This is a genomic window from Anaerospora hongkongensis, assembly GCF_004339805.1.
In the GTDB taxonomy this organism is placed as follows: Bacteria; Bacillota; Negativicutes; order Sporomusales; family DSM-15969; genus Anaerospora; species Anaerospora hongkongensis.
In genome coordinates, this window is the sequence record NZ_SLUI01000004.1 from 216,711 (window position 1) to 234,579 (window position 17,869).

Genomic DNA, 17,869 nt, shown 5'->3' on the forward strand with positions numbered 1-17,869 from the left:
CGAATAATATCATATAATGAAGTATGCGTAGGATGTGCAGCGGGAGGCGTAACCATGCAGGTTTTTGTAGCTCGTCAGCCTATCTTTGACAGACGTCAGCATATTTTCGCGTATGAACTGCTCTTCAGGCAAGGGCAGGATAATTATTATAGTGCTGCTGATGGTGATCAGGCAACTTCGCAGGTAATTATTAACAGTATCTGGCTGATTGGATTGCCAACTCTGACTGGTGGAAAACGCGCTTTTATTAACTTTACGGCCAATCTGCTAAAGAATGAAATTGTCACGATGCTGCCGGCAGACCAAATTGCTGTAGAAATTCTTGAGACTGTAAATCCCTCTGCTGACATTATTGAAGCATGCCGTAAAATTCGAAAAATGGGCTTTTTAATTGTTCTGGATGATTTTGTTTTTGAGCCGCGCTTCGAACCATTGATGGAATTAGCAGATATTATTAAGGTTGATTTTCAGTTAACCGGACTTACGGAACAAATGAAACTAATAGAAATGTGCAAAGGGAAGAATGTCCGTTTTCTTGCCGAGAAAGTAGAAACGCCGGAAGAGTTCCGGCAGGCGATGAAGCTTGGCTACAGTTATTTTCAGGGTTATTTCTTCAGTAAGCCGATTATTATAGCCGGGCAGGGTATTCCCAATACGAAAGCGCTTAACTTTAGACTGCTTCAGCAAGTAAGCAGTTCTTTGCTGGATTTGGAAAAGCTTGAAAAGATTGTAGAAAAAGATGTTTTTTTAACCTATATGCTGTTAAAATACATTAATTCCGCTGGTTTTGGCTTTCAGGCTTCTATACGTTCCATACGCCAGGCTTTAGCACTGCTGGGGCTCAAAGAAGCAGCCAAATGGGCAGTGCTGATTGCGACCCGGGGGCTTGCTGCGGATAAACCGCAGGAGTTAGTGGTCATTTCCGTCATGCGGGCACGATTTTGTGAGTTACTGGCAAATGAAGCCGGTTATAGGGACCGCGGTTCAGATGCCTTTTTATTGGGTTTGCTTTCCTTGATTGATGCCTTGCTTGACCGGCCATTGGCAGAGGTTTTAAGAGAATTGCCGGTTGTAGCCGATGTTCGTGCCGCCTTGCTTGGATCGGCAGGTTTGTTTCAGGATATTTATCAGCTTAGTCTGGCATATGAACAAGGCAATTGGCAGATGGTGTTTGCCTGTGCGGCTAAGCTCAATATAGAAAAAGCAAGGCTGCCTATTTTACATGTTAGCTCCTTAGCCTGGTATCGGGAAAGCGGACTTGAATAAACGGCACCGAACAGTTGCAGGTAAGGTCTGCATTATGGTATAATAACTCGTAAACATATAACAGACAGTTCGTAACCATCCTGTCTTAAAACAAAACTACGGGCCGGACTACTTGAACAGTGGTTTAAAACAGGGCGCGTATGCCCTTTTTTGTTTGCCCAAAATTAGGAGGCTTTTATGAAAAACGCAGTTGCCAAGCGTCCGGTTATTTCAACTTCGCTGCAAAAACTTACTTTATCAGGGTTGGTCATAGCCATGTACATTGTTGTCATGTATATGACGCAAAGTTTTGCCTTTGGGCAATATCAAATTCGTCTGGCTACATCCTTATATGCGCTTAGTGCTATTTTTCCCTTTCTTATCGTACCCATGGGACTGAGCAACTTGCTTAGCAATTTGCTCATGGGAGGGCTGGGGCTGCCTGATATTATCGGCGGGACGATTGTAGGTATCACAACTTCTTCACTGGTTTATCTAGTGCGCCGTTACCGCTGGAATGACTGGCTGATTGCATTGCCAATTATCCTGTGTCCTGGACTGTTGGTCCCAATATGGCTGTCCTATTTGATTCATGTGCCTTATAGTATATTGGCTGTGAGCATTACGATCGGGCAGATTATCCCCGGTGTTGTTGGAGTACTGCTGGTTAAGCAGTTGAATACGAAATTAAATTCTTAACCATTAGAGGAGGACTATGATGTCAGGTAGAAAGGCAGAAGAACTGCAGGGTGTTACCTTACTGGGCAATCAAGGGACCGGCTATTCCTATCAGTATGATCCGGGTGTCCTCGAGTCTTTTGTGAATAAGCATCCCGGTAATGATTATTTTGTAAAATTTAACTGTCCAGAATTCACCAGTCTTTGTCCAATGACAGGACAGCCTGATTTTGCCACTATTTACATTTCTCTCGTACCTGATCAACGCCTGGTGGAAAGCAAATCCTTAAAGCTCTATTTGTTTAGTTTTCGCAACCATGGCGATTTTCACGAGGATTGTGTCAATATTATCATGAAAGATTTAATTGCTTTGCTAGATCCTAAGTATATCGAAGTGTGGGGGAAATTTACGCCGCGCGGTGGTATTTCTATTGACCCTTTTTGCAACTATGGCAAACCGGGAACCCGCTGGGAAGAGGCAGCTCAAAAGCGCCTTTTTTATCATGATATGAATCCGGAAAAAGTTGATAATCGTTAAGCACGTTGCAGCCGGAAAATCTGAACAAACCCGTTCAGATTTTCCGGCTGTAACTATTCGCATACTCAGCCATAACACCCCAGTATTCATCGCGGCAAAACTCTGGATAGCAGGACTGAAAATGAATCCAGACAGGTGCCATATGTAATTCAGGACGGTTGTAAAAAAAATATCTGTCACCGCAAAAAATTGCACCAAGAGCCAGTGGGAGACGGCGGATGAAATGCTTGTTGCGCAAAGCCGCTTCTTTTTTACCGCTATGATTGTCTACACAGACATAAGCATGAAGCTGAAAATTTCGTGGTCCCAGACAGCGCCATTCGGCCAGCACTTCGTCCCGGCTCGGAGTAATCTCATCTGTGGCATATTGCAGGGCTACCGACAGGAACAATTGACCCGTCTGGTCAGAATGAGTGAGGGTGTAACGGCGGGGGATGATCGGCTGGCAGGCAGTTATGCCTGGACGTAAATTTACTGATAGGTTGGTTTTGTCGAATATGGACATTGCTGCACCTCCCTGGCAGGAAAGTTTTGCTATAGTTTATACAAAGCGTGATCAGATGGTTACGATTTTTTTTGCCTGCTTAGGGAAAGGATATACTAGATGGGCAGCTTACGCCGGTTTTTGACGGTTTAGGTGATACTACTGTAATTTAACCGAATTATAACATTATTTTACGGTAATTTAACATTGTGTCGTTCTATGTTATAATCAGTATGATTTAGTCATATAGGGGGAGTGTCACTATGGCCTTTCGCTTGAAGCCGAAAGAAGAAAAGTTCTTTGAATTCTTGGCGGACCATGCAAAAATCGCTCGACAGTCAGCTGAATTTATGGATCAGGCAATACAAAACGGCAATAATCTTGCTGATGTAGTTTTTGAAATCGATAAACTGGAAAAACAGGCTGATAAAATTGTTGATGAGACGATGCACAAATTGCACAAGACCTTCATTACGCCTCTTGACCGGGAAGATATTCATATTCTGGTTGAAAAACAGGATGATGTAGTTGACTGTATCAAGGGCATTGTTGAAAGAATGCATATGTATAATGCCGGTCCTGCAACTGAAGGAACAAAAGAATTGACGGTCGTAGTAGTGAAGTGTGTAAAACAATTGGACAAGGCAGTATCGTATTTAAGTAATATTAAGAAAAACCACTTGAAACTGGAAGCCCGCTGTAACCGGATAGTAGCCCTGGAAGCCGAGGGTGATGAATTATACCGCCGTGAAATGGCCAAGCTGTTTCGTGAATGTAAAGACCCGGTGGAAATTATAAAATGGAAAGAGATCCTTACTCATATGGAAGAAGTGCTTGATCTCTGTGAGGATTTGGCTGAATCTCTAAAGAGAGTTGTGCTAAAATATGCCTGATTTAACATTGTTGTGGGTAGTTGTTTTTCTGGCTTTGGCTTTTGACTATATTAACGGCTTTCATGATACGGCTAATGCAATTGCGACATCCGTCTCAACCCGGGCACTCGAACCTCAGCAGGCAGTTTATCTGGCAGCAATACTGAACTTTTTAGGCGCATTATACAGCACCGGCGTTGCTAAGACAATTGGCGGCGACATTGTTACATCCGCAGCAATGGTTAATGAACAGGTTATTGTGGCCGCACTAATTGGGGCTATTGCCTGGAATCTGTTAACCTGGTGGTACGGAATACCCAGCAGTTCTTCTCATGCTATTATTGGCGGAGTTATGGGGGCGGTAATAGCCAGCAAAGGCTTTTATGCTCTCAAAATGGCGGGCTTGCAGAAAATTGTATTGTCCCTGATTTTGTCTCCGCTTGTTGCACTAATTTTTGGATATTTAATTATGATTCTACTGCTGTGGATTTTCGGACGCAATGCTCCGAATGTGCTGAATACCGGTTTTCGGAGAATGCAGCTTGTTTCGGCCAGCCTAATGTCTTTTTCTCATGGTTCGAATGACGCCCAAAAAGCAATGGGGATTATTACTCTAGCGCTTTTAAGCGCAGGACAGATTGAGGCGTTGGAAGTTCCTACGTGGGTGAAACTATCCTGTGCGACCGCTATGGGGTTCGGTACGGCTGTGGGCGGCTGGAAAATTATTAAGACCATGGGGACAAAGATTTTCCGGATGGAGCCGATCAATGGCTTTGCCGCCGATCTGAATTCCGCTTTAGTTATTTTTGCCGCTACTCATTTTCATTTGCCGGTAAGTACCACTCACGTCGTATCAGGGTCAATTATGGGGGTTGGATCGGCAAAACGGGTAACGGCTGTTCGCTGGTCAGTGGCGCAAAGTATGCTGATGGCCTGGGTCTTGACTATACCGCTGAGTGCTATAACGGGTGCCGCAATTTATTATGTGGTTCATTTTATCTGGGGCGCTTAACGTTTGGGAGCAGAATAAAGAATTTGAAGAGCTAACTGTTGCGGTTAGCTTTTTTTGTACAAAAAAACAATTGTGCACTTTTGTGTTTATGGTATTGACAAGAGTTAACAGTATTGTTATGATAAAGCCAATACAGTAAAAACAATGATGAGGAAGAGTAGCTGTCATAATGCCGTTCAGAGAGCCGGTGGGTGGTGCGAACCGGTGGGGTTAAGCAGTGAAGTACGCCGCTGAGTTGCAGGCTGAACCGGGTAAACGGTGTAGGCTGAGCCGGTTGCCACCGTTACCAGGCTAAGATATCGGACATTTTCGTCCCGCATCTGAAACAAGCGGCTTTTGCAAGCAGGGTGGTACCGCGGGTTATCAACTCGCCCCTATTATATTAGGGGCGAGTTTTTTAATTTCCCAAAAATGAGGAGGATGGTAGTATGGTAATTGTTATGTCATCAGAAGCTACAAAGGAGCAGGTGCGTGTAGTAGTAGAGAAAATTCATGGAGCAGGTTTAAAAACGCATCTCTCAGAAGGACAGTTCCGGACGATAATCGGTATTATTGGTGATAAGAAGATTATTGCCGCCTTGCCGATTGAAGCTTTTGCCGGGGTGGAGCAGGCTGTGCCGATTACGGCCAGTTATAAGTTGGTCAGCAGGGAATTTCATCCGGAGCCTACTGTTATTGATGTTGACGGGGTGCCCATTGGCGGCAGGGCAATAACGGTTATGGCCGGACCGTGCGCGGTGGAAAGCCGGGAACAGTTATTTGAGGCTGCAGAAATTGTCAAAGCGGCGGGCGCACAGTTTTTACGGGGAGGTGCATTTAAACCCCGCAGTTCACCGTATGCCTTTCAGGGTCTGGAGAAAATCGGTCTCCAATATCTTGCCGAAGCAAGAGCTAGAACCGGCCTTAAGATTGTTACAGAGGTAATGGATGTTGAGAGTGTTGATTTAGTTGCTGGTTACGCTGATGTTCTGCAAATTGGTGCCCGAAACATGCAGAATTTCCATTTGCTCCGGGCTGTAGGACGGTCGGGAAAGCCTATCTTATTAAAGAGAGGTATTGCTGCGACCATCACCGAATGGTTATTGGCAGCCGAGTATATTATGGCTGAAGGCAATTTTAACGTTATTTTATGCGAACGCGGCATCCGTACTTTCGAGGACTACACCCGCAATACATTGGATCTAAGTGCGGTCGGAGCAATTAAGCATCTTAGTCATCTGCCAATCATTGTTGATCCCAGTCATGGTACCGGTAAATGGAGACTGGTTAAGCCGATGGCAATGGCCGGTATAGCGGCAGGTGCTGATGGACTGATGATTGAAGTTCATCCTAACCCGGCTGAAGCACAATGTGATGGACCGCAATCCCTAAATCCGGCGAATTATGCTTTGTTGATGAAGGAAGTTCAGGAGTTGGCCGCTTTCCTCAGACGGGGGGAAGAAGGATGAGTCAGATAGCAGCAGTAATCGGACTCGGACTGATCGGCGGGTCCTTAGCATTGGCGCTCAAGCAGTACACAGAGTTTTCGGTAATCGGCTATGACGACTGCTGCCAGACTCGCCGGCTGGTTGAGCAAAGCGGAGAAATAGACCGTGTTGCTGATAGCCTGGAGGGTTGTGTCACTGCGGCGGATATCATTTTTTTTGCAGTACCGCCGGGGGCAGTTGTCCGGAGTGTTCAGCAAGCTGCCGCATACCTAAAGACAGGTGCTGTTGTCACTGATGTGGCCAGCACAAAAGGAGAACTGCTACTGGCAGTACCGCCGCTGCTGCCGCCAGGTGTCCACTATGTTGGCGGCCATCCAATGGCAGGCTCGGAAAGGACCGGATTTGCCGCAGCAAATGCACAGCTGTTCTGCGGACGGCCTTATATTATCACCAGGCACCCGGGTATAGCACAAGAAGCAGTAGCGTTTCTTACCGCTATTGCGGGTCAGCTGGGAGCATTGCCGGTAGTGCTGGAAGGAGAACAGCATGACCCGGCAGTTGCTCATATTAGCCATACGCCCTACGTGACAGCTGCAGCTCTGACGGTATTAGCCGGTCAGGGAGAATACGGAGGGCTTCACTTAGCTCTGGCTGCCGGTGGTTTCCGTGATATGACCCGGATTGCCTCTTCAAATCCGGATTTATGGGCAGATATTTGTTTGACGAACAGCGCTCAAATCCGCCAGACGATTGGACGGTTAAAAGAATTGTTAGACACTGTGGATACTCAGTTAGCTGACGGAAATCGGGCAGGTTTAAGGGAGTTTTTTCAGCAGGCTAAGCAATTAAGGGATGCCTGTCAAAATCGTAAATGAATGGAAGGTGCGAGCAATGAGAATTAGAGGTGTCAGCTCCGGGCTTCAAGGTACAACACAGGTACCCGGCGATAAATCAATATCGCACCGGGCAGTGATGCTGGGCGCTTTAGCACAAGGCGAGACAGTAATAACCGGTTTTTTGGCGGGTGAGGACTGCCTGGCGACTATTGCTTGCTTCCGCGATATGGGAGTCGATATACGGCGGCAAGATAATCGGGTGCAAATTCAGGGAGCGGGGCTGCATGGACTCCAGCAGCCTGAGCAGCCTTTGTATGTCGGGAATTCGGGAACCACCATACGCTTGCTGCTAGGAATCCTGTCAGGGCAGGTATTTCCTTCTGTTATTAACGGCGATGCTTCTATCCAAAAGCGACCAATGGCAAGAGTAGCTAACCCTTTGCGCTTAATGGGGGCCCGTATTACCGGTGAAGGTGATTTAGCACCGCTTACCATCAGTCCTGCAGGTACTTTAACAGGGATTGATTACCTGCTGCCTGTTGCCAGTGCTCAAGTGAAGTCAGCCCTGCTCCTTGCGGGAATGTATGCCAAGGGAGTGACGAGTGTAACCGAGCCTGCGCCGTCGCGGGATCATACGGAAATTATGCTCGCGTCATTTGGCGTTGCTATCAAGCGGCAGGGATTAACGGCTTCTGTGGAAGGGCCTGTTGTTTTACAAGGCAGAGAGATTGCCGTACCGGGAGACATCTCATCAGCGGCATTTTTACTGGTGGCGGCTTTAATTATTCCAGACTCAGAGGTTGTAATCCGTCAGGTAGGCATCAACCCTACCCGTTCCGGGATCATTGACGTGCTGCGGGCGATGGGCGGCAATATCGAAGTGCAGCAGCTTACCAGCAATTTGGCTGAGCCGGTAGCCGATATCCTGGTGCGTTCCAGCGAATTACGAGGCGTGACAGTTGAGGGTGACATTATTCCCCGGTTGATTGATGAAATCCCGGCTATTGCTGTTGCTGCGGCTTTTGCCAAAGGAACAACCATTATTCGTGATGCTGCGGAACTGAAGGTAAAAGAGTCAAATCGCATTGCTGCCATGGTGCAGGGGTTGATGGCTATGGGGGGCGATGTCAGTGAACTGGACGATGGCTTAGTTATCCGTGGAGGAAAAGCCTTGCACGGAGCTGCCATAGAGAGCCGGGGCGATCATCGCATTGCCATGGCGTTCGCAGTTGCCGGCATGGCCGCCTGTGGTGAGACCAATATTGGCAATGAAGACTGTATTCCGGTATCATTTCCTGGGTTTGCGGAGATACTCAGGCAACTAGGGGCAAATGTGCAAATGGATGGAGAGTGACGGTTGTGCGTTTTCTTACAGCAGGTGAATCGCATGGTCAGTGTCTTACGGCGATAATCGAAGGCCTGCCGGCTGGATTAATCCTTGATATTGACCGGATTAATGAAGAAATGGCCCGGCGCCAACAGGGATATGGCCGTGGCGGACGAATGCAGATTGAGAAAGACAAAGTAGAAATTCTATCAGGTGTTCGTTTTGGGATGACTCTCGGCAGTCCGGTTACACTTGCGATTACAAACCGCGACTGGGAGAATTGGACGGAACGAATGGCTGTCAGCGGACCACCCCGGGGAATACCGGTTACTGCCCCCCGGCCGGGTCATGCCGATCTAACCGGAGTGCTGAAATATGACCGGGAAGATGTGCGGGATATTTTGGAGAGGGCCAGCGCACGGGAAACTGCCGCCCGGGTGGCAGTTGGTGCAGTAGCCAAGCAATTGCTTGCAGCAATTGGCAGTCAAGTTACGTCCCATGTGGTTAACATCGGTGGTGTAGGGATTCAAAATACCCGGCCCGATTTTGCCAGCATCGCTAAGCGCCGGGAAAAATCAGTTGTGGGATGTATTGATGCGAAAGCGGAACAAGACATGAAAGCCGCCATTGATGCTGCGAAAGAGCAAGGTGATAGTCTGGGTGGAACAATAGAAGTATTAGCTGATGCAGTTATCCCGGGGCTAGGAAGCCATGTTCACTGGGACCGGCGCCTGGACACCCGGCTTGCGGCAGCAATGATGTCCATTCCAGCGATTAAAGGTGTTGAATTTGGTGCAGGCTTTGCTTATGCGGCACTGCCAGGCAGCAAGGCCCATGATGAAATATACCATGACCCGGGCAGCGGCTACTGCCGGTCTACCAATCTTGCCGGCGGCATTGAAGGTGGCATGAGCAATGGTGAAACTATTGTAATAAGGGCTGTTATGAAGCCTATTCCAACTCTAATGAAGCCTCTTCAATCCGTTGACATTGCGAATCATCAGCCAATTTCAGCCAGTACGGAACGCAGTGATGTTTGTGCAGTTCCGGCCGCTGCAGTCGTTGGTGAAGCAATGACCGCAATCGTATTAGGGCAGGCTTTGCTGGAGAAGTTTAGCAGTGATTGCATGACTGATTTACTGGCAGCGATAGAACAGTATCAAAACCGCTTATCTCAGGCGTAAGGAGCTTTGTATGGTACAGGTTAAAGTGGAACTGGGATGCGATAGTTACACAATTTATGTTGGATCAGGCAGCTTGCTGCTGCTAAATGAACTCAAAACCAGTATGCGGCTGAGTTCTACTGCCCTCCTGATAACCGATGAAACGGTGGGGGCCTTATATGGTGAGCAGGTTGTCCAAATGCTTGAGCAAGCTGGCTTTCAGGTGCAAATAAAGACGATTGTTCCGGGGGAAGAGTCCAAATCCTTATCAGCAGCGGAAGAAATTTATACTAAAGCCATTGCGATGAGACTTGACCGCTTATCACCGATTGTGGCCTTAGGCGGTGGCGTAGTAGGTGATTTAGCTGGTTTTGTAGCTGCCACCTATATGCGGGGAGTGCCTTTTATTCAGATTCCTACCAGTTTATTGGCCCAGGTAGATTCCAGTGTAGGCGGAAAGGTTGCCGTGAATCATCCGCTGGGCAAAAACATGATTGGTGCTTTTTATCAGCCCAAAATGGTATTGATTGACCCTGCGATGCTGGACAGCCTGCCGGAGCGTGAATTGGCTACCGGTCTTGCCGAGTTAATTAAACATGGCCTTATTAGAGATAGCCGGCTGTTTGCTGAATTAGAGCAGGATTATGCTGCCGTTTGGCAAAAAGACAAGGCGTTGTTTACCCGGCTTATCAGCCGATCCTGCCGCATTAAGGCGGATGTAGTACAGCAGGATGAAAAGGAAACGGATGTAAGGATGATTCTGAACTTCGGACATACAATTGGTCATGCGGTTGAAAAAGCAACTAATTTTGCTTATAGTCATGGAGAGGCGGTAGCGATCGGCATGTATGGGGCGGCACTGATCAGCCGAGATGTCGGGTTATGTTCGCAGCAAACAGTAGAGCAGGTGTGCGGCATACTACAGAAATACCGGCTGCCGCTGCAAGTCCGAGGCTGCACAGCCGGACAGCTGGCAGCGTATCTTTTGCGCGATAAAAAAGCGATTAACGGTAAAATCAACTGGGTGCTGCTGACCGGAATCGGCTCAGTTGTTGTACGAAATGATATACCGGAACAAATTGTTCTGTCTGCCATCGCTCAAATTATCCTAGAGCCCTGAGCAAAACCCCGGCCAAGTGAAGGCCGGGGTTTTGTTGACTTATGTACACAGGAAATGAAAATAGCGAAAAAAGCCCCTGTGATACGGTGTTTAAAAATGCTGGTGTTGTAAAAAAATATTTTCTATAAAATTACAGTTGACATAGTTTGTGTAATCTGCTAATCTATATAAGTCGCCGCACGAAATGTGTGACAAGCTGTCGGAAAAAAGACGCTTGACTATGAAAGTTGCAGTTGACAGAACAGGGCAGGTATGTTAACATAATGTCTTGTATGATGCGGAAGTAGCTCAGTGGTAGAGCATCGCCTTGCCAAGGCGAGGGTCGCGAGTTCGAATCTCGTTTTCCGCTCCATAATCCAGTGGCGATAGCTGTAGGGATCCACCTGTTCCCATCCCGAACACAGTAGTTAAGCCTACAAACGCCGAAAGTACTTGGCTGGAAACGGCCTGGGAGGATAGGAAGTCGCTGGTTATACCAGGTAATCCTGGTTTTTATTCCTCGATAGCTCAGTTGGTAGAGCAATCGGCTGTTAACCGATCGGTCGTAGGTTCGAGTCCTACTCGAGGAGCCATAGGGGCGTCGCCAAGTTGGTAAGGCAACGGACTTTGACTCCGTTATGCGTTGGTTCGAGTCCAGCCGCCCCTGCCAGACCTACTAGCTCAGTTGGTAGAGCACCTGACTTTTAATCAGGGTGTCGATGGTTCGAGTCCATCGTGGGTCACCATTTTTCTGGCCCGTTGGTCAAGCGGTTAAGACACCGCCCTTTCACGGCGGTATCAAGGGTTCGATTCCCTTACGGGTCACCATTTTCGGGCGATTAGCTCAGCCGGGAGAGCGCCTGCCTTACAAGCAGGATGTCGGCGGTTCGATCCCGTCATCGCCCACCATTCAGCTAGCGATTGGCTAGAAATGCTCAGATGCTAAGGATAACAACGCAGATGGGCGTTTGTAGACAGTCGCTTTTTACGCGGCCCTGTGGTGTAGCGGTCTAACATGCCGCCCTGTCACGGCGGAGATCGACGGTTCAAATCCGTTCAGGGTCGCCATTTTTGCCTCGGTAGCTCAGTCGGTAGAGCAGAGGACTGAAAATCCTCGTGTCGGCAGTTCGATTCTGCCCTGAGGCACCATGTTACTCTGGAGGGATTCCCGAGTGGCTAAAGGGAGCAGACTGTAAATCTGCCGGTTTTCACCTTCGAAGGTTCGAATCCTTCTCCCTCCACCATTCTATTTAGGTTTTTATGCGGGTGTAGCTCAATGGTAGAGTCCTAGCCTTCCAAGCTAGCTGCGTGGGTTCGATTCCCATCACCCGCTCCAATATATGTTTATGCGGCCGTGGCGGAACGGCAGACGCGCTAGTCTCAGGAACTAGTGGGAGCAATCTCGTGGTGGTTCAAATCCACTCGGCCGCACCAAAAAAATACAATGAAAAGGAATTAGCCGGTTACCAGGCTAGTTCCTTTTTGAATTATAGAAGTAATATTCATTTATTTTGTATAACAAAATAGTGGTACTGATGATAATACAATAATATTGCTTTTTCTAAAAATATTTTATTTAGCAAATAGTTTTAGTAGGTCCTAGTAGTTTATAATAAAAAGGGTATGGCTAAAATAACAAGTGCTGACAAGGGGGATTGTTCGTAGTTGGAAAAAAAATATGCAGGTATTATTGGTATTGGGTCTTATGTACCGGAAAAAGTAATTACGAATGCTGATTTAGAAAAGACAATAGATACATCTGACAGCTGGATAGTGGAACGTACCGGAATTCGCGAGAGGCGCGTTGTGGCCGAAGGGCAGGCGACGTCTGACTTGGCTACAATAGCGGCAGAACGGGCATTGGCTGATGCCGGAGTTAGTGCTGAGGAGCTTGACCTGATTATTGTTGCCACTGTGACTCCTGATATGGTATTTCCTTCAGTTGCCTGTCTTGTACAAAATAACTTGAAGGCTGTAAATGCAGCTGCTTTTGACCTAACGGCGGTTTGTTCGGGATTTATGTATGCACTGGTGACAGGCACTACCTTTATTCAAACGGGGATGTATAAAAAAATACTAATCATTGGTGCTGAAGCATTGTCGACAATTACCGATTGGACAGATCGCAATACGGCTATTTTGTTTGGTGATGGAGCCGGTGCTGCGGTTTTGGCAGAGGTTCCGGAAGGCTTTGGTGTTCTAGGTGTGCATCTGGGAGCTGAAGGTGCTGGCGGTGATCTGCTCAAAATGCCTGCCGGTGGATCCAGGCTGCCTGCATCAGCGGATACCGTAGCGCAGCGCCTTCACTATACCCGTATGGATGGAAACGAAGTGTTTAAATTTGCCGTAAAAGTTATGGGAGAAGCCGTAAAGCAAGCACTGGAAATGGCTAATCTGACTTCTGACGATATCACCTATCTGGTCCCTCATCAGGCCAACATCCGGATCATACAGTCGGCTGCCAAACGCGTGGGTATGCCGATGGATAAAGTTGTGGTCAATGTAGATAAATATGGCAATACTTCGGCTGCGTCTATTCCTATTGTGCTGGACGAGGCTGTTAAAACCGGCAAAATAAAAAAAGGCGATACAATTGCTATGGTTGGATTTGGCGGCGGGCTGACATGGGCGGCAAGCATCGTCAAATGGTCTAAGTAATGGCAAAAGGCCTGTGTGGCAGGAATAGCTGCTGTACAGGCCTTTTATTTGAAATTTGGCAGAAGTTTCTATATAATAGAGGTATTTATGTATGCGGGGTGGGAGTTTTGACAGCGCCAATGTCGATGTATCATTCTATTGCCTTGGACCTGGCACAGCGAATTAGTAATGAAGAATTTCCTATTGGTGCCAAAATATCCGGCAGGACACTTTTGGCAAGCCATTATAATGTATCGTCCGAGACAATCCGCAAGGCGGTAGCGCTGCTTAAAGACGGTAATGTCGTAACGGTGGCGCAAGGCAAAGAAGTGGTAGTCCTTTCTGTTGATCAGGCACAGCGATTCATTGAACATTATAAAAATGTTGAATCCGTATACTCTCTTAAACAGGAATTAGAATTGCTTTTAGAACGTAAGCAAGAGATTGATCAGCGGCTGGAAGAGATTTTTACGAACATCATTGGCTATTCTGACCGTCTCAGAAACTTGACGCCTTACAATCCGGTTGAAATCAGGGTTCCCGAGCATTCCCATTTGCCGGGGAAAACAATTGCAGATGTGAAGCTGTGGCAGCGGACAGGTGCTACGCTGGTTGCCATCCGGCGGGGAACAGAAGTGATTATATCTCCGGGGCCGCTCGCTGATATCCGAGTGGATGACCGTCTGGTAGTGGTTGGTAATGCCGATGTTATCCAGCAGGTTACCCGCTTTATTCATGCTGAAGACGGCCTGGCAACATAGCTGGTACCTCATCAGATCTACTCCAGTGAATACTGCCCGTCTGGTTTAGACCTGACAAGGTACTAGCTTATTTTGTCAGGCTTAAGGCATTGACAAAGCGGACATAAAATGATACTATTAATAGAGTAATTTCATAGGCGGTTGTGGCGGAACGGCAGACGCACCATCTTGAGGGGGTGGCGGAGAGATCCGTGTGAGTTCAAATCTCACCAACCGCACCATCATAGCAACTAGGGCTTCTAAAATAAAGGCAGAAGCTTTTTTTTAGTTTTATGAGGATAAGTACGTTTTCCCCGTAGCCTGGGCAATCTAAAACTAGCAGCGACGGAGGAGTTACAATGAGTATGGAAAGACCTGATGTAAAGACTTACAAGATGACGCCGGAAGAAATCGAAAAGCTGCTTTCTGCTAAATTTGGCACAAAGATCGAACCGGTCAATAATGCAAAGCTAGCAAAGCAGCGGCAGCAGCGTGCAAGGCGGGACGAAAATAAAACCGAATAGTCTATGCAAAACCTTCGATACTGTATCGAAGGTTTTTGCGTTTATTTGTAAGAGAAATCCAAGGGATGATGACACCGTTAGTCTTGGTTCGCAGTGATAATCAACTATAGTGATAAGGGGGGCGTCAAGGGCTAAGGCGTAATGGAGATGAGAGGACAGTGGACAGGAGAATGGAATCAGGGTTGTTTAAATTAACAGCCCAAATAGTGGAAAACACAATTGAAGCGTTGACATTGACCAAATATATGAATCCCAGTCAGCGGGAGGCTGCAACCCGAGATGCAACAGAAATTGTACTGATGACGATGCATCATACTGTACGACTGCTGGATCAGGAAGATGTGGACAAGCCGATAGCATTTGAGTGCCAAAAATAAGTAAGGCTTAAGCGCCAAGGCGCCCCCCTCTCCTCTTCAGCTCCAGGAAAATCACAGTTCATTTATTGCAGGACTTTTCTTATGTTTGTAGAATTTTGATGTAAAAAAGCATGATTTGGTGATATAATGAATAGAAATTTCCGTTTCGTAATGTTGTTACTGCTGCTATTCGTCGTTTTTTCTCTTACTGCCTGCGGTGGTATAACCAGGCAAGCAGCGCCACCTACTGATACACCCCGAATAGAACAGGCTGCTGACAAGACGCAGCAGGCTTCTTCTCCAGTATCATACGCCGTACCCAAGGGAGTGCCGATCCTCATGTATCACAGCATCGGTGATGAAAAAGATAATGATGCCGTGATTTCTAAAGAACGTTTTGCCGAGCAAATGGATTTTTTGCATAAAAACCACTATAACCCGCTTACACCGGAGATGCTGGCAGATTATATCAGTCTGGGTAAGCCTTTGCCGGTGAAACCAGTCCTGCTTACATTCGATGATGGTTATCGCGATACGTATGATGTAGCAATGCCTATATTAAAACAGTATGGATTTCCCAGTATCGTCTTTATTCCTGCCGGTGAGGTTGGCACAAATCTTAGCTGGGAGCAGCTTAAGAAAATGAAATCCTCAGGGATGCAGATCGGTTCTCATAGCTATCACCACAAGGAATTGACCAAACTTTCACCTGCGGAGCAGGCTGAAGAAATTGCCAAGTCCAAAGAAGTTCTCGACCGCAGCTTGAGCCAGGATACACTTTGGTTTTGTTACCCCTACGGCAGTTATGATGCTGCAACACTAAAGCTGCTGCAGGAAAAAGGCCTGAAATTTGCTGTGACGATGAATCCCGGATGGGGAAAAACAGGCGATAATCCCCTGGTGTTAAACCGTATCTGGATAGGAAACTCTGTTGATCTTAAGCATTTTGAAGAACGTCTGACTAAAGAAGATTATTCGATGCTTTAGCTATTACCAAAAAACGAAGAAGAGGGCGAGCGATGACGAAACTGGCCATTGCCTCAAATATATACTTTCGCTTTATTGTCATTAATCTTGTATTTTTATTATGCACGGCACCGTTTATCGTTCTTTTCGGACCATTCGATAATATCAAGCGCAGTGTGGTGGGAGCGGTTTTGACTTCCCGTCATCCGCAGTATGTTACCTGGATCTTTTCGGAAAAAGAAATTAAGGAGATTGTAGGAGATTTCAATCCGACAAATCAGCCTAAACAGGATTTGTTTCAATTTACCAAGCGGGAGACCAGTTCACTCCGATTAGTGAACATTAATGCCACCCGCTTTACCGGCTATATGCTGGAGATTCCTGACCCTACCCGTATTAAAGCAGCTACCGCACAGGATATTCAGGAAAAAGGCGATACTACCAGCTCTATTGCGATTGCCAATAATGCGGTAGCAGCCATCAATGCCGGTGGCTTTTATGATCCAAACGGAACTGGCACCGGCAGGCTTCCCTACGGTGTGATCATTAATGAGGGCAAATTTCTCATCGGCGGCGATATAAAAGAACAGGTACAACTGATTGGTGTTACTAAAGCCGGTGGTCTGGTGGCCGGTAACTATTCTCCCAAGGAAATGAGGGAGATGAATGTTGCCGAAGGGGTTTCTTTCGGGCCACCGCTGATTATCAACGGCAAGAAACTGATAACAGATGGCGACGGCGGATGGGGTGTTGCACCGCGGACAGCTATTGGACAGCGCAAGGACGGCACTATCTTGTTTCTGGTCATAGATGGCAGACAGCCGGGCTATTCGCTGGGAGCAACCTTATTGGATGTACAAAATATTCTTTATGAACAAGGCGCCTATGTGGCAGCCAATTTAGATGGCGGATCAAGCACCACGCTGTATTTTAACGGAAAAGTAGTAAATAAACCTTGCGATATGCTTGGTGAGCGGATGATTCCCACCGCTTTCATTGTAAAATAATGAGGAGGGCAGCTGGTGAAATCAAGTTATAAACTTGCAATATGGCTGTTGGCAGGCCTTTTGTTTCAGACAGGCATCTATTTTTATCTGGACCGGGTACTCTTTGCTCCTGCTACCTCCTTTCAAGTCAGTGCAGTTACAGAAGCACATGCCGTTATCGACGGGCAAACTTATTATTCCCGCAATAAGCGCTACATGGCTGTTGTTAAAGATGCGGCTGTGGAGATTTATGCAACTTCCCCCAAATCCCTGCTTCGTTCTATCCCGCTTAATCAGCAAAAGGTATCCTACTTTAAATGGCTGGAAGACCGTGATTTGGCGCTTATGGCTGTTTACAATGACACAGCTAAAGATGCTGCCAAAGTCGTTCTTACTCAGATTAATCCACATGCCGATGGACATCAGCTGTCTACTACCGTCGACAAATTGCCTGCGGGTAGTAAAATTACAGATGTCGCTTATTCTACGGCCACTAATGTTATTTACATGCAGGTTTTGGTTGCTAGTGGTCCCGACCAATACCGTGTTTACCGCACGGATGCCAATCAGGATTTAACCCGCGTTTATCTTTCGGGCTCGCGAATTGGCCGGATCGGGGTTCTCTTTGATCACGATTCGCTCATTTATGATAATCTGGCAGAGGGTATTGTGTATGTACGCAATGGTGATGGAAGCTGGCGTGTAATCTCGCCTTATGGCGCCAAATATAATCTGGTTGGTGTAGATGGTAAGAATAATATTTATCTGGCAAAAGTGAATACCCAGGGCTTGGCGGAAACCGTCCTGAAAGGTAAGCTGAAAGTGGGCTTTGAGCTTGACCGGACATTAACCAAGCCGACTGATGTACGGTTTTTGACTATGGATGGTGTAGAAGCACCAGCGAAGAAATAGCGGAAGACTTGGAACAGCTTGTTCCAAGTCTTCTTTTTATAAATGCTAGGCAGGACATCCGTCTTTT

The 17,869-nt window shown here is 47.0% G+C and carries 18 protein-coding genes, 12 tRNA genes, 1 rRNA gene and 1 other annotated feature; of the genes, 30 read left to right on the forward strand and 1 reads right to left on the reverse strand.

Annotated features, from left to right (window positions below):
* Positions 1-54 precede the first annotated feature (54 nt).
* The 3 genes from EV210_RS07475 to queF all read left to right on the forward strand — a co-directional run bounded on the left by EV210_RS07475 (position 55) and on the right by queF (position 2,461).
* Entirely contained in the window at positions 55-1,266 is a 1,212-nt protein-coding gene (locus EV210_RS07475; protein WP_132077943.1) for an EAL and HDOD domain-containing protein, read from the forward strand.
* A gap of 177 nt (positions 1,267-1,443) precedes the next feature.
* Positions 1,444-1,944 carry a QueT transporter family protein gene (locus EV210_RS07480; protein ID WP_132077945.1) on the forward strand — a complete coding sequence of 167 codons (501 nt, stop codon included), beginning with the start codon at positions 1,444-1,446 and terminating at the stop codon, positions 1,942-1,944.
* A 19-nt stretch (positions 1,945-1,963) separates the two neighbouring features.
* On the forward strand, positions 1,964-2,461 hold the full coding sequence (gene queF, locus EV210_RS07485) for a preQ(1) synthase (RefSeq protein WP_132077948.1): 498 nt from the start codon (positions 1,964-1,966) through the stop codon (positions 2,459-2,461).
* 34 nt (positions 2,462-2,495) lie between these two features.
* On the opposite strand, the gene EV210_RS07490 is transcribed toward queF, so the two are convergent.
* Positions 2,496-2,966, reverse strand: a complete 471-nt coding sequence (locus EV210_RS07490; protein WP_132077951.1) for a staygreen family protein — start codon at positions 2,964-2,966, stop codon at positions 2,496-2,498.
* Between the two features lie 242 nt (positions 2,967-3,208).
* Here EV210_RS07490 and EV210_RS07495 point away from each other — a divergent pair, with 242 nt between their 5' ends.
* The 27 genes from EV210_RS07495 to EV210_RS07620 all read left to right on the forward strand — a co-directional run bounded on the left by EV210_RS07495 (position 3,209) and on the right by EV210_RS07620 (position 17,802).
* Positions 3,209-3,838 carry a DUF47 domain-containing protein gene (locus EV210_RS07495; RefSeq protein ID WP_132077954.1) on the forward strand — a complete coding sequence of 210 codons (630 nt, stop codon included), beginning with the start codon at positions 3,209-3,211 and terminating at the stop codon, positions 3,836-3,838.
* On the forward strand, positions 3,831-4,829 hold the full coding sequence (locus EV210_RS07500; protein ID WP_132077956.1) for an inorganic phosphate transporter: 999 nt from the start codon (positions 3,831-3,833) through the stop codon (positions 4,827-4,829). Before EV210_RS07495 ends, EV210_RS07500 begins: the two co-directional genes overlap by 8 nt.
* A 135-nt stretch (positions 4,830-4,964) precedes the next feature.
* Positions 4,965-5,208, forward strand: a binding site (T-box leader).
* A gap of 49 nt (positions 5,209-5,257) precedes the next feature.
* Positions 5,258-6,277: a 3-deoxy-7-phosphoheptulonate synthase gene (aroF, locus tag EV210_RS07505; RefSeq protein ID WP_132077961.1), complete on the forward strand. Its 1,020-nt coding sequence runs from the start codon at positions 5,258-5,260 to the stop codon at positions 6,275-6,277.
* Positions 6,274-7,131: a prephenate dehydrogenase gene (locus EV210_RS07510; protein ID WP_132077964.1), complete on the forward strand. Its 858-nt coding sequence runs from the start codon at positions 6,274-6,276 to the stop codon at positions 7,129-7,131. The genes aroF and EV210_RS07510 overlap by 4 nt, the downstream gene beginning before the upstream one ends.
* A 16-nt stretch (positions 7,132-7,147) precedes the next feature.
* The gene (gene aroA, locus EV210_RS07515; RefSeq protein WP_132077967.1) at positions 7,148-8,446 is read left to right on the forward strand and encodes a 3-phosphoshikimate 1-carboxyvinyltransferase; all 1,299 of its coding nucleotides are present in this window, start codon (positions 7,148-7,150) and stop codon (positions 8,444-8,446) included.
* Positions 8,443-9,603 (forward strand): chorismate synthase, encoded by a 1,161-nt coding sequence (gene aroC / locus EV210_RS07520; protein ID WP_132077969.1) that lies wholly within the window; start codon positions 8,443-8,445, stop codon positions 9,601-9,603. Before aroA ends, aroC begins: the two co-directional genes overlap by 4 nt.
* A 10-nt stretch (positions 9,604-9,613) precedes the next feature.
* On the forward strand, positions 9,614-10,702 hold the full coding sequence (aroB, locus tag EV210_RS07525) for a 3-dehydroquinate synthase (RefSeq protein ID WP_132077972.1): 1,089 nt from the start codon (positions 9,614-9,616) through the stop codon (positions 10,700-10,702).
* A gap of 277 nt (positions 10,703-10,979) precedes the next feature.
* Positions 10,980-11,054, forward strand: a tRNA-Gly gene (locus EV210_RS07530).
* A 3-nt stretch (positions 11,055-11,057) separates the two neighbouring features.
* Positions 11,058-11,174 (forward strand): 5S ribosomal RNA (gene rrf / locus EV210_RS07535).
* 24 nt (positions 11,175-11,198) lie between these two features.
* Positions 11,199-11,274: transfer RNA gene (locus EV210_RS07540), tRNA-Asn, on the forward strand.
* Position 11,275: 1 nt separating this feature from the next.
* A tRNA-Gln gene (locus EV210_RS07545) sits at positions 11,276-11,351 on the forward strand.
* Positions 11,352-11,427: transfer RNA gene (locus EV210_RS07550), tRNA-Lys, on the forward strand.
* Between the two features lie 7 nt (positions 11,428-11,434).
* Positions 11,435-11,509 (forward strand) — tRNA-Glu (locus tag EV210_RS07555).
* A 5-nt stretch (positions 11,510-11,514) separates the two neighbouring features.
* Positions 11,515-11,590, forward strand: a tRNA-Val gene (locus tag EV210_RS07560).
* A gap of 82 nt (positions 11,591-11,672) precedes the next feature.
* A tRNA-Asp gene (locus EV210_RS07565) sits at positions 11,673-11,749 on the forward strand.
* Positions 11,750-11,754: 5 nt separating this feature from the next.
* Positions 11,755-11,830 (forward strand) — tRNA-Phe (locus EV210_RS07570).
* A 9-nt stretch (positions 11,831-11,839) separates the two neighbouring features.
* A tRNA-Tyr gene (locus EV210_RS07575) sits at positions 11,840-11,925 on the forward strand.
* 18 nt (positions 11,926-11,943) lie between these two features.
* A tRNA-Gly gene (locus EV210_RS07580) sits at positions 11,944-12,017 on the forward strand.
* 12 nt (positions 12,018-12,029) lie between these two features.
* Positions 12,030-12,115 (forward strand) — tRNA-Leu (locus EV210_RS07585).
* A 231-nt stretch (positions 12,116-12,346) separates the two neighbouring features.
* Positions 12,347-13,339, forward strand: coding sequence for a beta-ketoacyl-ACP synthase III (locus tag EV210_RS07590; protein ID WP_132077975.1), 993 nt, complete (start codon positions 12,347-12,349; stop codon positions 13,337-13,339).
* Positions 13,340-13,446: 107 nt separating this feature from the next.
* The gene (locus EV210_RS07595) at positions 13,447-14,079 is read left to right on the forward strand and encodes a GntR family transcriptional regulator (protein ID WP_376749337.1); all 633 of its coding nucleotides are present in this window, start codon (positions 13,447-13,449) and stop codon (positions 14,077-14,079) included.
* 137 nt (positions 14,080-14,216) lie between these two features.
* A tRNA-Leu gene (locus EV210_RS07600) sits at positions 14,217-14,300 on the forward strand.
* A gap of 117 nt (positions 14,301-14,417) precedes the next feature.
* Positions 14,418-14,582: a hypothetical protein gene (locus EV210_RS22570; protein WP_165898829.1), complete on the forward strand. Its 165-nt coding sequence runs from the start codon at positions 14,418-14,420 to the stop codon at positions 14,580-14,582.
* 158 nt (positions 14,583-14,740) lie between these two features.
* Entirely contained in the window at positions 14,741-14,959 is a 219-nt protein-coding gene (locus EV210_RS07605) for a hypothetical protein (protein WP_132077978.1), read from the forward strand.
* Positions 14,960-15,085: 126 nt separating this feature from the next.
* A complete protein-coding gene (locus EV210_RS07610) occupies positions 15,086-15,925 on the forward strand; it encodes a polysaccharide deacetylase family protein (RefSeq protein ID WP_132077981.1) in 840 nt (279 codons plus the stop codon).
* 32 nt (positions 15,926-15,957) lie between these two features.
* Positions 15,958-16,911 (forward strand): phosphodiester glycosidase family protein, encoded by a 954-nt coding sequence (locus tag EV210_RS07615; protein WP_132077984.1) that lies wholly within the window; start codon positions 15,958-15,960, stop codon positions 16,909-16,911.
* 15 nt (positions 16,912-16,926) lie between these two features.
* The gene (locus tag EV210_RS07620) at positions 16,927-17,802 is read left to right on the forward strand and encodes a hypothetical protein (RefSeq protein WP_132077987.1); all 876 of its coding nucleotides are present in this window, start codon (positions 16,927-16,929) and stop codon (positions 17,800-17,802) included.
* Positions 17,803-17,869 lie beyond the last annotated feature (67 nt).